This window comes from Janthinobacterium goodfellowi, assembly GCF_051380695.1.
Lineage (GTDB): Bacteria > Pseudomonadota > Gammaproteobacteria > Burkholderiales > Burkholderiaceae_D > Janthinobacterium.
Genome location: NZ_JBNYXN010000006.1, coordinates 336,711 through 349,607, shown reverse-complemented (window position 1 = coordinate 349,607; position 12,897 = coordinate 336,711). Strand labels below are relative to the sequence as shown.

Genomic DNA, 12,897 nt, shown 5'->3' with positions numbered 1-12,897 from the left:
GATAGGATTCATGATGTCGATACGCAGCCCCCTGGCGCGCCTGCTGGCGCCGCTCCCCACGCGCTTGCGCGACGATGCGGCGCGCCGCTATGCACGCCAGGAGGCGGTCTTGCTCGACCGCCTGGGCAGCCTGTATGGCCAGCGGCCCGATTTCCTGCCCTGGCTGGGCGACCTGATGGAAAGCGTGGGGCGGTTGTATGCGGCGCGCGCGCCGGCGCTGCTGCGCCAGGATGCGCAGCGCGAAGAACAGCCGGACTGGTTTGCCAGCCAGTCCATGCTGGGCTACAGCGCCTACGTGCAGCGCTTCGGCGGCAACCTGCAGGGCGTGGCGGCGCGCATCGGCCACCTGCGCGAACTGGGCGTGACCTATCTGCACCTGCTGCCGTTCTTGCGTGCGCGGGCCGGCGAAAGCGATGGCGGTTTTGCCGTCGCCAGCTTCGAGGAAGTCGACCCCGCCCTGGGCGGCAATGCCGACCTGCTGGCATTGACGGCGCAGCTGCGCGCGGCCGGCATCAGCCTGTGCTCGGACCTGATCCTCAATCATGTGGCCGACGACCATGCGTGGGCGCTGGGCGCCAAGGCAGGCGATCCGCAGCTGCGCGATTTTTTCCACACCTATCCCGACCGCGTGCAGCCGGACCGTTACGAGCGTACCGTGGGCCAGGTCTTTCCGCAGGCGGCGCCCGGCAATTTCACGTTCGTGCCGGAACTCCAGCGCTGGGTCTGGACCACGTTTTACCCGTACCAGTGGGATCTGAACTACGCCAATCCGGCCGTCTTCGCGGCCATGGCCGGCGCCATGCTGGGCCTGGCCAACAAGGGCATCGAGGTGTTCCGCCTCGATTCGACGGCCTTCCTGTGGAAGCGCGACGGCACGGACTGCATGAATCAGCCCGAAGCCCACAGCCTGCTGCAAGCCTTGCGGGCCATCGCCGCCATCGTCGCGCCCGGTGTGCTGCTCAAGGCCGAAGCCATCGTGCCCACGCCCAAGCTGCCCGCCTACTTTGGCAGCGATGCGGCGCCCGAATGCCATATCGCCTATCACAGCAGCCTGATGGCCGCCGGCTGGGGCGCGCTGGCGGAGGAAAGCACGGACTTGCTGCAGCAGGTGATCGCCGCCACGCCGCCGCTGCCGCCGGCCGCAAGCTGGCTCAGTTATGTGCGCTGCCACGACGACATCGGCTGGAACGTGCTGCTCAATGAGGCGGGCGCGAACGGACCCGCGCGCCTGGCGCGCATCGCGCAGTTCTTTGCCGGCGCCACCGGCAGCTATGCGCGCGGCGCCGCCTTCCAGAGCAGCAGCGCCGACAGGGCGCATGGCAGCAACGGCATGGCCGCCTCGCTGGCCGGCCTGGAAAGCGCCGCCACGGTGCAGGAGCAGGAATACGCGTTGCGCCGCCTGCTGTTGCTGCATGGCCTGGCCTTGAGCTTTGGCGCCTTGCCCGTGCTGTACATGGGCGATGAACTGGGCATGACCAACGATCACAGCTACACGCAGCGGGCCGACCGGGCGATGGACAGCCGCTGGCTGCAGCGTCCCGCGTTCGACGACAGCTTGCTGGCATGGCGCCACGATGGCGTGAGCGCCAGCGGCCGGCTGTACCTGGCACTGCGCCAGCTGATCGACGCGCGCCGGCGCTTGCCGGCCCTGGCCGCCGCCGCGCCGCGCAGCGTGCTGCCGGCCGATACGCCGGCCGTGCTGGCGCTACTGCGCGGCGACGGATTTCTCAACCTGAGCAACTTCAGCGGCGCCAGCCAGCGTTTCACTTTGCCTGCGGGCGAGTGGCGCAACAGCCTCGATGGCAGCGTGCTGGCCGGCACGGTAGGCCTGCAGCCATGGCATATGCTGTGGCTGGAGCGGGAGCAAGATCGGGAGCCAGCATGAGCGACGCCAGCGCGCACCGTCCGCATCTGTCGTTCTGGCAGATCGTCAACATGAACGTCGGATTTTTCGGCATCCAGTTCAGTTTTGGGCTGCAGCAAAGCAGCATGAGCCCCATCTATAAATACCTGGGCGCCGATGAGGCGAGCCTGCCTTACCTATGGCTGGCCGGTCCCATGACGGGGCTGCTTGTGCAACCGCTGATCGGCGCGATGAGCGACCGCACGGTGACGCGCTGGGGCCGCCGCACGCCCTATTTTCTGATCGGCGCCATCCTGTGCAGCCTGGGCCTGCTGGCCATGCCGTTCAGTCCCACCCTGTGGATGGCCGCCAGCCTGCTGTGGATACTCGACGCGGCCAACAACGTGACGATGGAGCCGTACCGCGCCTTTGTCAGCGACAAGCTCGACAAGAAGCAGCACTCGCTGGGTTTTCTCACACAAAGCGCGTTTACGGGGCTGGGGCAAACGCTGGCCTACCTGACGCCGTCGCTGCTGGTCATGCTGGGCATGAACAAGGACGCCGTCAATGGCAGCCATATTCCGCACATCGTCATCGCCGCCTTCCTGATCGGCGCCGTGTTCTCGCTCGCCTCGGTGCTGTGGACCCTGAAGACGACGCCGGAAAATCCGCTCACGGCGGCCGAGCTGGCGGCCATCCGCAGCCGCCCGCCGGGCTGGCGCCACACGCTGGCCGATATCGGCGCGGCCCTGCGCGACATGCCGCCGACGATGAAGCAGCTGGCCCTTGTCAACCTGTTCCAGTGGTACGCCCTGTTCTGCTACTGGCAGTACATCGCGCTGTCGCTGGCGGCGACCCTGTTTCACACGACGGACCCCGCGTCGCAAGGCTTCCGCGACGCGGGCCTGCTGAACGGTCAGGTGGGCGCCTTCTACAATTTCGTCGCCTTTGTCGCCGCCTTCGCGCTGGTGCCGTTCACGCGTCGGTTCGGCCCCAAGCGCATGCACAGCCTGTGCCTGTGCGCGGCCGGCGTGGGCATGCTGAGCATCCCGCTGATCCACAGTCCGGCGCTGTTGCTGCTGCCCATGCTGGGCGTGGGACTGGCCTGGGCCAGCATCATGGGCAATCCCTACATCATGCTGGCCGGCTGCATTCCGCCCGAGCGCACGGGCGTCTACATGGGTATTTTTAATATGTTCATCGTCATCCCGATGATCATCCAGATCTTCACCTTGCCCCTGTATTACCGCAGCTGGCTGGGCGGTAATCCGGAGAACGTCATCCGGCTGGCCGGCGCCCTGCTGCTGTGCGCGGCGGTGGCGGTGCTGTTCGTCAGGCTGCGCCCGCCGCAGGCCATAAAGACTTGAGGACGGACGAAAAAAAACCGGCAATTGCCGGTTTTTCTTGTTCCACTAATGATGTTACGACACCTGACAAAAACCGTAGCGAGCGGAAGGAAGAGGTGGTCGAGAAGCGCAACCGTACTCTAGTACGGTGAGCATCGCAGGCCGCCTATGCCGACGCGCAGTAGGTTTTGGCAGGTGTCCTCATTACTCTTCCACGGCCATCTGACTTTGCAGGTAGTTCTGGATGCCGACCTTGGCGATCAGGTCGATCTGCGTTTCGAGCCAGTCGATATGCTCTTCCGTGTCTTCCAGGATCATCAGGAACAGGTCGCGCGAGACGTAGTCGCCCGCTTTTTCGCTGATGGCGATGCCTTCCTTGACGGTGGCGTGCGCGGCGCGTTCCAGCTTCAGATCGCATTCCAGCATTTCCGGCGTGTTCTCGCCGATCAGCAGCTTGTGCAGCGCTTGCAGGTTAGGCAGGCCGTCGAGCATCAGGATGCGGTCGATCAGCTTGTCGGCGTGTTTCATTTCGCCGATCGATTCTTCGTATTCCTTCTTGCCCAGCTTTTCCAGGCCCCAGTGCTTGTACATGCGCGCATGCAGGAAGTACTGGTTGATGGCCGACAGTTCGTTGGTGAGCTGTGCATTGAGCATGCGGATGACTTCTTTATCGCCCTTCATGGGAATTCCTTTGTTCTGTGTCGCGTTCGATGATGAAACCGCAGGCTGCTGGCGTTCACTGCCGGGTGGCGCAGGGCTGCCTGGTGGCGCGCAGGTTGCCGGTTTCGCTATGCCCGCATGATAGCGCAAAATGCCGGCGGTTTTCGGTGCTAAACGGCATTTTTCCGTCTTTTTAACGTAAATATCGTGCGAATAAAACCCATTCTCAAGTGGATTCTCCCATTGCGCCGTTTTTTATTTGTTAAGGAAAATGAAGGCCATTCTCATTCGCGTTCCTGGCGCTATTTTTTGGTTGCTGGCACACCTGCCTGGCCGCACTGAACAGGCGGGAAATGTTGGGCCATTCTTGCTTTTGTGTCTTCTTGGCCGCTGCCGGCGATGCGATAATCAGGCAGCGATATTTACTGAAAAAAGGATAGCAAGATGATGCTGCATATACCCGGCGTACTGACGCCGGAACAGGTGACGCAGTTTCGCCAGCGCCTGGCGCAGACGGACTGGGTCGACGGGCGCGCCAGCGTCGGGGCGCAAGGCGCGCAAGTCAAGCGCAACCGCCAGCTGGCCGAGGGTTCGCCGCTGGCGCTGGAGCTGGGCGAGATCGTCAGCCGCGCGCTGATGGCCAACCCGCTGTTCTTTGCCGCCGTGCTGCCGCTGCGCATCCTGCCGCCCTTCTTCAACAGCTATGCGGGCGGCGAGCACTATGGCCTGCATATCGATGGCGCCATCCGCACGCCGAAAAACGGCATGCAGTCGATGCGCGCCGACGTCTCGTCGACCGTGTTCCTGAGCGAGCCGGACGAGTACGAGGGCGGCGAGCTGGTGGTGGTCGATGCGTATGGCACGCATGAAGTGAAACTGCCGGCCGGCGACGTGATCGTGTATCCGTCGAGCAGCGTGCATCAGGTGCTGCCCGTCACCAGCGGCGAGCGCATCTGCTCCTTCCTGTGGACGCAAAGCATGGTGCGCGAGGACTGGAAGCGCAGCATGCTGTTCGAGCTCGATCAGAACATCCAGAGCGTGCGCGCAGAGCATGGCGATTCGCCGGCGACGGTGGGACTGACGGGGCATTATCACAACCTGCTGAGGATGTGGGCGGAGATGTGATCGTGGCGGTGTCGGATTAGCGCGGCCTTTGGGCGCGCTAATCCGACCTACGATACCGCACGTTGTACGGGCAAAAAAAAGTCTGCCTGGCCCGGGGATGTAGGCTGGCAGACTGAAACAAGCAAATCGCTTGACTAAAAACGGGCGCAAAAAAGCAAGCAGGGCACAGGGTGCGGTGCTTGCGGGCTGGCAGCGGCGCCGTGGCCGCAGGAAGGCTAGCTCAGCTGGAAGGTCAGGGGAACAAGCACATACACGGGGACGGGTTTGCCGTTTTCGATCATGGGCTTGAACAGCGCGCGCTGGGCGGCCTGGCGGCCCGCTTCATCGAGATTCGTGTAGCCGGTCGACTTCTGGATCAGGATTTGCTCGGGCAAGCCCTTTTCATTGATCAGGATGCGCAGCACCACGGTGCCGCTTTCGCCCAGGCGGCGCGACAGATTCGGGTAGATCAGCTGCGGCGCCTTGATGTATTCGACGCTGCTGACGGTGCGCGGCGTCGCAGGCGCCGGTGGCGTCGGCGACGGGGCCGCTGGCGCCGTCGGCGCGGCGGTGGCGACAGGCGCCGCTTCGGCGCGCGTCGGCTGCGGTGGCGTGATCGTCGGTTCGGTGGGCGCCACGGCGATCAGCGGCAGCGGCGGGATCACGGCGCGCGGCACGGGCGCGCTCAGTTCCACGGTTTTCGGCACGGACGGCGCAGGCGGTTTCGGTGGCGCCGGCGGGGCGATGATGCTGATGGTCGTGATGGTCGGCATGGCCGCCGTGACGACGCGGCTCAGCAAGCCGCTCTGGATGGCGTAAAAGCCGGCGATATGCAGGACGACGATGGCCATCAGCGGCGCAAATTTGCTGCGCTTCTTGTCGAAGTCGGCAAATTGCTGCACGGCCTGCACCGATACGGGCGGGGGCATCATCGTCATGGCGTTCATCGCTTTCTTTAGTTTGTCAGTACAGCTCGCATCAATACGGTTTCTTGCAGCGCCACGGTGGCGTTCAGGTGATCGTTCAGCACTTCCCGCGCGCAGGTGTGGCATTTGCCGCAGCAGGTGGCCACGCCCAGGTCGCGGCGCAGTTCGGCCATGCTGGACAGGCCAAGATCGACGGCTTGACGGATTTCACGATCAGATATGTTGTTGCAGACACATACAATCATTGATACACCTTCTGGCTGGAGGATGGAAATGCACTAGTGCTGTAAAGCATTGTTGCTAGTGTTTTAATGAGAATCATTATCATTACGTTTCATTGTCGCGCAAAGTACGGGACAATGCAAGCGATTTTGATCAAGTGTGTGGCAGTTGGCTGGCCTGATGTGGCGCCGGGTTGGACCGTCCGTGCGCATGATGCAGCCCTTGACAGGGGCGGCTCTCCGGGCCAAATAAAAACAATTCGCATTCATGTTTATAATGCTGGTATTGTCTCGGACGGTCGCCGTCCGGACACATTGAAAGGCCGCTTGTCGGTAATGCGCAACAGTTGCGTTTTACCTCACAACATCAGGGCATGCGCCACGCGCAGCAGTCAGTCCCCGGTGTTCTTAATTTGAACGGAATTTGCTCATGACTCTAGTTCCACCCCTGATGACGCTCGACGCGCTGGCAGTCGGCCAGAGCGGCACGGTGTTGCATATCACGCCCCACGCGGCAGGACAGACGGAAGACGGCGTCGACCTCGTCCGCCGCTTGATGGAGCTGGGATTCGTTCCCGGCGAACGAATCCGCATGCTCAAGCGCGGTATTCCCGGCGGCGATCCGCTGGCTATCAAGGTGGGCAATGCCACGTTCGCACTGCGCCGCTTCGAAGCGGCGCTGATCACGATTCAACCGCTGATTCAACCGGAATAATTATGGGTGCCGTAGAAACTATCGTGGAAGCGGGCGCGCACAAGCCGCCGCACCAGCCGCAAATCGCCTTGCTGGGCAATCCGAACTGCGGCAAGACGGCCCTGTTCAACCGTTTGACGGGCGCACGCCAGAAAGTGGCGAACTACGCCGGCGTGACCATCGAGCGCAAGGAAGGCCATTTCACGTCGCCAAACGGCCAGCCCGTGCGCGTGCTCGATCTGCCGGGCGCCTACAGCCTGTCGGCCACGACGCCCGACGAAGCCATCACGCGCGACGTGGTGGGCGGGCTGCGCCGCGGCGACCCGCGTCCGGACGCCATCATCTGCGTGGTCGACGCCACCAATTTGCGCCTGAATTTGCGCCTGGTGCTGGAAGTCAAGCGCCTGGGCTTGCCCATGCTGCTGGCGCTGAACATGACGGACGTGGCGCGCAAGCGCGGCATGCTCATCGACACGGCCAGGCTGTCGCAGGAACTGGGCATGCCCGTGGTGGAAACCGTCGCGGTGCAGCACGATGGCGAAAAAGCGCTGCTCGACGCCATCGACGCCATGCTGCCGCTGCCGGTGGTGGAAGCGAAACCGCTGGCGGCCATCGACGCCGTCAGCGTCGAAGAAACCCAGCGCGAAGTGCGCCGCATCCTGGCCGCCGTCAGCAACGACACGCGCGACAGCGGCAACCTGACGGAAAAGATCGACGACGTGGTGCTGCACCCTGTCTTCGGCCCCATGATCCTGGCCGTGCTGATGTTCCTGATCTTCCAGGCCGTGTTTGCCTGGGCGGCCACGCCGATGGAAATGATCACCGATGGCGTGGGCCACCTGGGCGCCCTGCTGACGGCGAACATGCCCGATGGCCACCTGAAAAGCCTGCTGGTGGAAGGCATCATCGGCGGCGTCGGCAGCGTGCTGGTATTCCTGCCGCAAATCCTGATTTTGTTCTTCTTTATTTTGAGCCTGGAAGACTGCGGCTACCTGCCGCGCGCGGCCTTCCTGCTGGACCGCCTGATGGGCGGCGTGGGCCTGTCGGGCCGCGCCTTCATCCCGCTGTTGTCGAGCTTTGCCTGCGCCATTCCCGGCGTGATGGCGGCGCGCACCATCCAGAATCCGCGCGACCGCCTGGTCACCATCATGATCGCGCCGCTGATGACGTGCTCGGCGCGCCTGCCCGTGTATGCGCTGATCATCGCCGCCTTCATTCCCCAGCGCCAGGTATGGGGCTATCTGAGCCTGCAAGGCCTGGTGCTGTTCGTGCTGTACTTCGCCGGCATCATCTCGGCCATGGCCGTGGCCTGGGTCATGAAGCGCGGCATGGGCGTGCGCGGCAACCAGCCGCTGCTGCTGGAACTGCCGGCCTACCACTGGCCGCATCTGCGCAACCTGGCCGTCAGCCTGTGGGAGCGCGCGAAGATCTTCCTCACGCGCGTCGGTACCATCATCCTGAGCCTGATGATCATCCTGTGGTTCCTCAGCACCTTCCCCGGCGCGCCGGACAACGCGATCCATCCGCCCATCTACTACAGCCTGGCCGGCATCCTGGGCCGCGGGCTGGAAGTGATCTTCGCACCCATCGGTTTTAATTGGCAGATCTGCATCGCGCTGGTGCCGGGCATGGCGGCGCGCGAAGTGGCCGTCGGCGCCCTGGGCACCGTGTATGCGCTGTCGCAAACGGGTGACGCGCTGGCCTCCACCCTGGAACCGCTGATCGCCCATTCGTGGTCGATGGCCACGGCATTGTCGCTGCTGGCCTGGTACGTGTTCGCGCCGCAGTGCCTGTCGACCCTCTCCGTGGTGAAACGCGAGACGGGCGGCTGGCGCTATCCGCTGCTGATGGCCGGCTATATGTTCGCCCTCGCGTATGCCGCCTCGTTCATCACGTACCGCGTCGCCCTGTTGCTGGGCGCTTAGGAGAAAACCATGTGGCAAACCCTCATCGTCGCCCTGATCGTCGCAGCCGCGTTGCTGCATTTTTCGACCAAGTACCTGCCGGCGGGAGTGCGCCGCGCCATCGTGCGCGGCCTCGTGCGCTGCGGCCTCGATGAGGCGAAGATGTCGACCTTCTTCAAGGTGGCGCCGGGTTGCGGCAGCGGCTGCGGTTCCTGCGGCTCCTGCGACAGCCCGCCGCCGCCGTCCGCCACGCCGCCGGCCGACGGCAGCAGCAAGCGCGTGATCCTGATGCAGGTGCAGCGCCAGGATTGAGGCATCGGCTTGTTTCTCTGGCCCTTTGCCTGGCCACCCGTGCCGACACTCTGATCCTGTCTTTTGAAATCCCGCCACCGCGGGTTTTTTTACGCCTGCGCGCCCGCGTGGTGCAGCCGGTACTGGCGCGGCGAGCATGCCATGACGCGTTTGAAGGCGTGGCTGAAGGCGCTGTCCGAATCGTAGCCCAGTGCCTGCGCGATCGTGGCGATGGGCGCTCCGCTGCCCTTCAGGCGCCGCGTGGCCAGGCGCATGCGCCAGCGCAGCAGGTAGTCGAGCGGCGTCACGCCCACCCTGTTCTTGAAATGCACGGCAAAGGCGGAGCGCGACTGGCCCGCGACGGCGGCCAGCTGCGGCAAGGTCCAGCGGTGGGCAGGTTGCGCATGCATGGCCTCGATGGCCGCGCGCAGCCGGGGATCGGCCAGCGCGAACAGCCAGCCTGCCGGGTGCGAGGCCTGCGCTGCCAGATACTGGCGCAGCATCTGCAGCAGCATCATGTGGCCCAGGTGGCGCGTCATCAGCGCCGCGCCGGGCGCCGTCGCCTGCAGTTCCTGCGCCAGGCGTCGCAAGGCCCAGTGCAGCACGCCGGCCTGGTCCGTGTCGCCGCGCACGTGCAGCAGCGGCGGCAGGCAGTCGAGCAGGATGGCCGCCTCGTCGCCAAAGCTGAAGCGTCCGCCGATGAGGAAAAAATCGTGCCGCGGCGCGCCGTGGCGGGCCACACCCTGCTGCGTGTGCCGGTATACGTCCAGCGCCGGCGCGGCCGGCAAACCGGGTGTGCTGGCCAGGGTGAACGCATGCCCCGGCGCCAGCAGGAAGCAGTCGCCCGTCTGCAGCTGCACGGGAGCGTCGATGCCCGCGACCGTCAGCCAGCAGCCGCCTTCGATCACGGCATTGAACTTGATGCCGTCCGGCGGCGGAAAGTCGATGGCCCACTCGCCGCCCGCCTTCAGGCCGGCAAAGTAGGAACTGCGCGTATCAAATAGCGAGAGTACATCGGAGAGCAAATCCATGGCGGGGTTCAATTCTGGACGATGGCGATAGTATTGAAGATTTTACGCCATTCACAGTCCAGTTCTTTGCGCGCAACATATCCATCTTGCCAGCCATTCGGACTGGCGCTACTTGCAAAGGCAGACCCCATGGACAGTATCAACGAGCAACAAACTCCCCTGCGCTCCGGTTTTGACGCCGCCACGACCGCCACCGAGGCGCTGGCTAGCCGCGACCTGTCCGGCATGCAGGCCATCGTCACGGGCGGCGCATCGGGCCTGGGTCTGGAAACGGTGCGCGTGCTGGCCGGCGCCGGCGCCAAGGTACTGGTACCGGCGCGCGACCCGCATCAGGCGCAAGCGGCCCTGGACGGCATGACCGGCGTGGAGGTCGCCGCGCTCGACCTGCTCGATCCGCAATCGATCGATGCCTTTGCCGCCGCCTTTCTTGCCACCGGCCGCGCCTTGCACGTGCTGGTCAACGGCGCCGGCATCATGGCCACGCCCTTGCGGCGCGATGCGCGTGGCTACGAGGGGCAGTTCGCGACGAATCACCTGGGGCATTTCCAGTTGACGGCACGCCTGTGGCCCGCCTTGCGCCAGGCGCAGGGCGCGCGCATGGTGTGCGTGTCGTCGCTGGGACACCGGCAGGCGGGCGTCGACCTGGATGACCCGCATTTCCTGCGCCAGCCGTACGATAAATGGCGCGCGTATGCGCAGTCGAAAAGCGCCAATGCGCTGTTTGCCGTGGAATTGGACCGGCGCGGTGCGGCGCACGGCGTGCGCGCCTTTTCGCTGCATCCGGGCGCCATCCTGACGCCGCTGGTGCGTCATCTGGACCTCGACGACTTGCGCCGGGTCGGGGCGCTCGATGACGAGGGCCAGGTGAATCCGCCGCCGCAATCGGGCTTCAAGAATGTGGAGCAGGGCGCGGCCACTGCCGTCTGGTGCGCCACCAGCGCGCAGCTCGAGGGTCTGGGCGGGGTGTATTGCGAGGATTGCGATATCGCTACCTTGGTGGCGGACGACAGCACGGGGCCGGGCGTGCGGCGCTGGGCGGCCGACCCCGCGCAGGCACGCCGGCTATGGGCGCTCAGCGAGCAGATGACGGGCGTGCGCTTCGATTGCGAAGCGGCATAAAAAAATGCCGGACAATGCCCGGCATGTGCAGGAGGGCGGTGTGGCTTTACGCCTTGCCGGCCAGTTTTTCCACCACGGGCACCAGCGCGGCCGGGCGGCAGCCGAAGGCGGCCAGGCGGCCTTGCGCGTGGGGCGCCAGGTCCAGGTCGTAGGGCAGGCGGCCCGCCACCAGCCACAGTCTGTCGTGCGGCAGGGCTTCGACCAGGCGGCGCTGGCCGTCGACGAACATGGCGTTATACGTTTGCAGCACGATCTGTTGCGCGCCTTGCGCAAAGGCGATGGCTTCATTGACCTCGTCGTCCAGCGCCTCGGCCGACAAGGCGTATTCGCGCACGTCCAGGCCCGCTTCGAGCAGTGCCGGCAGCATCGAGCTGCGCGCTTCCTTGTTGCGGCCCAGCGCCACTTCGTCGATTTCGCTGCGCGAACGCACTTCCACCGTCAGCAGGGTCACGGGCAGGGTGGGGTCGAGCGGGCGGTAGTCGCCCTGCACGCGCAAGGCCGCCTTTTGCAGCAGCTGCGACAGGGCCATGGCGGCCGGCTGCATCAGCGCCGGCGGCGTGACGGGGCGTTCGCGCCAGTCGCGCACGGCGCGGTTGCGCTTGAGTTCCGCCACGCGCGCGCAAGCCGCGTCGATGCGGGCGATGGCAATGTCGCCCCGTTCCACGGCGGCGATGACGGCCTCGATGGCGGCCGTCTGCTGCGCTTCGCGGTGCGAGATGAGGACGATGTCGGCACCCGCCTGCAAGGTGGCGATGGCGCCCCGGGCGATGCCGATGCCGTCGGCGATGGCCGCCATTTCCAGGCAATCGGTGATGACCACGCCCTTGTATTGCATTTCACCGCGCAGCAGGTCCGTCAGCACGCCTTTTGAGAGCGTCGCCGGCACGCTGGTGTCGGCTTCGAAGGCGGGGAAGACCACGTGCGCCGTCATGATGGCGTCCACGCCGCCGGCAATGGCCGCGCGGAAGGGCGCCAGTTCCACGGCGCGCAGGCGTTCCTTGTCGTGCGCGACCAGCGCCATGGCGTAGTGCGTGTCGATGGCCGTGTCGCCGTGGCCGGGGAAGTGCTTGGCGGTGACGGCCACGCCGCTGGCGCGCTGGCCGCGCATGGCCGCCATGCCGTAGTCGATGACGGTGGCGGCATCCTCGCCATAGGCGCGCACGCCGATGACGGGGTTGTTGCGGTTGTTGTTCACGTCCAGCACGGGCGCGAGCAGCATATTGATGCCCACCTGGCGCATCTCATCGCCGCTGATCTGGTTCATGCGTTCGCAGTCTTCGATGGAGCCGGCCGCCTGGAAGGCCATCGCCGCGGGAATCGGCGTGACGCCCTGCTCGATGCGCATCACCATGCCGCCTTCCTGGTCGATGGAGATCAAGAGCGGGATGTCGGACACTTCCGCATTGATCTCCTGCAGTTCGCGGCACAGGGCCGACACTTGTGCGGGCGTGTGCACATTGCGGCGGAACAGGATCACGCCGCCTACCTTCTTTTCGCGTATCAAGGTCTTGATATGCTCGTCCGCCTGCAGGGCGTCGAAGCCCACCATGAACAACTGTCCTATTTTCTCGCGCAAACCCTGCTCCATGCTGCAACTCCTCCGGTATGTATTGTGATGACGGCATACGTATTCTGGCACCGTGGTGGCGCATCGTGGCGGTCACCGGAAAAGCTGCCCTGGTTTTGTACTTGTTTTGGTATTGTATTGGATTTGGGTTTTTGCGCAAGTGGTTATTAAGTGGTATTGCTCCACTTGCG

At 64.8% G+C, this 12,897-nt stretch carries 12 protein-coding genes; 7 read left to right on the top strand and 5 right to left on the bottom strand.

Translation table 11 applies throughout. The features are described 5' to 3' along the window. Window positions 1–10: 10 nt before the first annotated feature. Both ACQ4WQ_RS22760 and ACQ4WQ_RS22755 read left to right on the top strand, forming a co-directional pair. Window positions 11–1,885, top strand: coding sequence for an alpha-amylase family glycosyl hydrolase (locus tag ACQ4WQ_RS22760; protein WP_436500174.1), 1,875 nt, complete (start codon window positions 11–13; stop codon window positions 1,883–1,885). Next, window positions 1,882–3,210, top strand: a complete 1,329-nt coding sequence (locus ACQ4WQ_RS22755) for an MFS transporter (protein ID WP_436500172.1) — start codon at window positions 1,882–1,884, stop codon at window positions 3,208–3,210. Before ACQ4WQ_RS22760 ends, ACQ4WQ_RS22755 begins: the two co-directional genes overlap by 4 nt. A 183-nt stretch (window positions 3,211–3,393) precedes the next feature. Here the strand turns inward: ACQ4WQ_RS22755 and bfr are convergent, their stop codons facing one another. Continuing rightward, window positions 3,394–3,870 carry a bacterioferritin gene (gene bfr, locus ACQ4WQ_RS22750; RefSeq protein WP_010401839.1) on the bottom strand — a complete coding sequence of 159 codons (477 nt, stop codon included), beginning with the start codon at window positions 3,868–3,870 and terminating at the stop codon, window positions 3,394–3,396. A 423-nt stretch (window positions 3,871–4,293) separates the two neighbouring features. Here bfr and ACQ4WQ_RS22745 point away from each other — a divergent pair, with 423 nt between their 5' ends. Then, window positions 4,294–4,974, top strand: a complete 681-nt coding sequence (locus ACQ4WQ_RS22745; protein ID WP_035822772.1) for a Fe2+-dependent dioxygenase — start codon at window positions 4,294–4,296, stop codon at window positions 4,972–4,974. Window positions 4,975–5,189: 215 nt separating this feature from the next. On the opposite strand, the gene ACQ4WQ_RS22740 is transcribed toward ACQ4WQ_RS22745, so the two are convergent. Beyond that, window positions 5,190–5,891, bottom strand: a complete 702-nt coding sequence (locus ACQ4WQ_RS22740) for an energy transducer TonB (RefSeq protein WP_326459838.1) — start codon at window positions 5,889–5,891, stop codon at window positions 5,190–5,192. 17 nt (window positions 5,892–5,908) lie between these two features. Then, window positions 5,909–6,124, bottom strand: a complete 216-nt coding sequence (locus ACQ4WQ_RS22735; protein ID WP_034745611.1) for a (2Fe-2S)-binding protein — start codon at window positions 6,122–6,124, stop codon at window positions 5,909–5,911. A 406-nt stretch (window positions 6,125–6,530) separates the two neighbouring features. Between ACQ4WQ_RS22735 and ACQ4WQ_RS22730 the strand changes: the two genes are divergently transcribed. The 3 genes from ACQ4WQ_RS22730 to ACQ4WQ_RS22720 are packed head-to-tail and all read left to right on the top strand — an operon-like array spanning window position 6,531 to window position 9,010. Further along, window positions 6,531–6,815, top strand: a complete 285-nt coding sequence (locus ACQ4WQ_RS22730) for a FeoA family protein (protein WP_092712021.1) — start codon at window positions 6,531–6,533, stop codon at window positions 6,813–6,815. A gap of 2 nt (window positions 6,816–6,817) precedes the next feature. Beyond that, the gene (feoB, locus tag ACQ4WQ_RS22725) at window positions 6,818–8,719 is read left to right on the top strand and encodes a ferrous iron transporter B (RefSeq protein ID WP_436500168.1); all 1,902 of its coding nucleotides are present in this window, start codon (window positions 6,818–6,820) and stop codon (window positions 8,717–8,719) included. Window positions 8,720–8,728: 9 nt separating this feature from the next. Next, the gene (locus tag ACQ4WQ_RS22720; RefSeq protein ID WP_070220612.1) at window positions 8,729–9,010 is read left to right on the top strand and encodes a hypothetical protein; all 282 of its coding nucleotides are present in this window, start codon (window positions 8,729–8,731) and stop codon (window positions 9,008–9,010) included. An 89-nt stretch (window positions 9,011–9,099) separates the two neighbouring features. Here ACQ4WQ_RS22720 and ACQ4WQ_RS22715 read toward each other — a convergent pair whose 3' ends face one another. Next, window positions 9,100–10,020, bottom strand: a complete 921-nt coding sequence (locus tag ACQ4WQ_RS22715; RefSeq protein ID WP_326459836.1) for an AraC family transcriptional regulator — start codon at window positions 10,018–10,020, stop codon at window positions 9,100–9,102. Between the two features lie 138 nt (window positions 10,021–10,158). On the opposite strand from ACQ4WQ_RS22715, the gene ACQ4WQ_RS22710 reads away from it, so the two are divergent. Next, on the top strand, window positions 10,159–11,139 hold the full coding sequence (locus ACQ4WQ_RS22710) for an oxidoreductase (protein WP_436500273.1): 981 nt from the start codon (window positions 10,159–10,161) through the stop codon (window positions 11,137–11,139). Window positions 11,140–11,185: 46 nt separating this feature from the next. On the opposite strand, the gene nagZ is transcribed toward ACQ4WQ_RS22710, so the two are convergent. Then, the gene (gene nagZ / locus ACQ4WQ_RS22705; protein ID WP_436500166.1) at window positions 11,186–12,727 is read right to left on the bottom strand and encodes a beta-N-acetylhexosaminidase; all 1,542 of its coding nucleotides are present in this window, start codon (window positions 12,725–12,727) and stop codon (window positions 11,186–11,188) included. Window positions 12,728–12,897 lie beyond the last annotated feature (170 nt).

Bases quoted from the DNA above. Each gene is read 5' to 3' on its own strand.
- ACQ4WQ_RS22755 (WP_436500172.1), top strand. From the start codon at position 1,882: ATGAGCGACGCCAGCGCGCACCGTCCGCATCTGTCGTTCTGGCAGATC.
- ACQ4WQ_RS22760 (WP_436500174.1), top strand. From the start codon at position 11: ATGATGTCGATACGCAGCCCCCTGGCGCGCCTGCTGGCGCCGCTCCCC.
- ACQ4WQ_RS22730 (WP_092712021.1), top strand. From the start codon at position 6,531: ATGACTCTAGTTCCACCCCTGATGACGCTCGACGCGCTGGCAGTCGGC.
- ACQ4WQ_RS22745 (WP_035822772.1), top strand. From the start codon at position 4,294: ATGATGCTGCATATACCCGGCGTACTGACGCCGGAACAGGTGACGCAG.
- ACQ4WQ_RS22735 (WP_034745611.1), bottom strand. From the start codon at position 6,124: ATGATTGTATGTGTCTGCAACAACATATCTGATCGTGAAATCCGTCAA.
- bfr (WP_010401839.1), bottom strand. From the start codon at position 3,870: ATGAAGGGCGATAAAGAAGTCATCCGCATGCTCAATGCACAGCTCACC.
- ACQ4WQ_RS22715 (WP_326459836.1), bottom strand. From the start codon at position 10,020: ATGGATTTGCTCTCCGATGTACTCTCGCTATTTGATACGCGCAGTTCC.
- feoB (WP_436500168.1), top strand. From the start codon at position 6,818: ATGGGTGCCGTAGAAACTATCGTGGAAGCGGGCGCGCACAAGCCGCCG.
- nagZ (WP_436500166.1), bottom strand. From the start codon at position 12,727: ATGGAGCAGGGTTTGCGCGAGAAAATAGGACAGTTGTTCATGGTGGGC.
- ACQ4WQ_RS22740 (WP_326459838.1), bottom strand. From the start codon at position 5,891: ATGACGATGATGCCCCCGCCCGTATCGGTGCAGGCCGTGCAGCAATTT.
- ACQ4WQ_RS22720 (WP_070220612.1), top strand. From the start codon at position 8,729: ATGTGGCAAACCCTCATCGTCGCCCTGATCGTCGCAGCCGCGTTGCTG.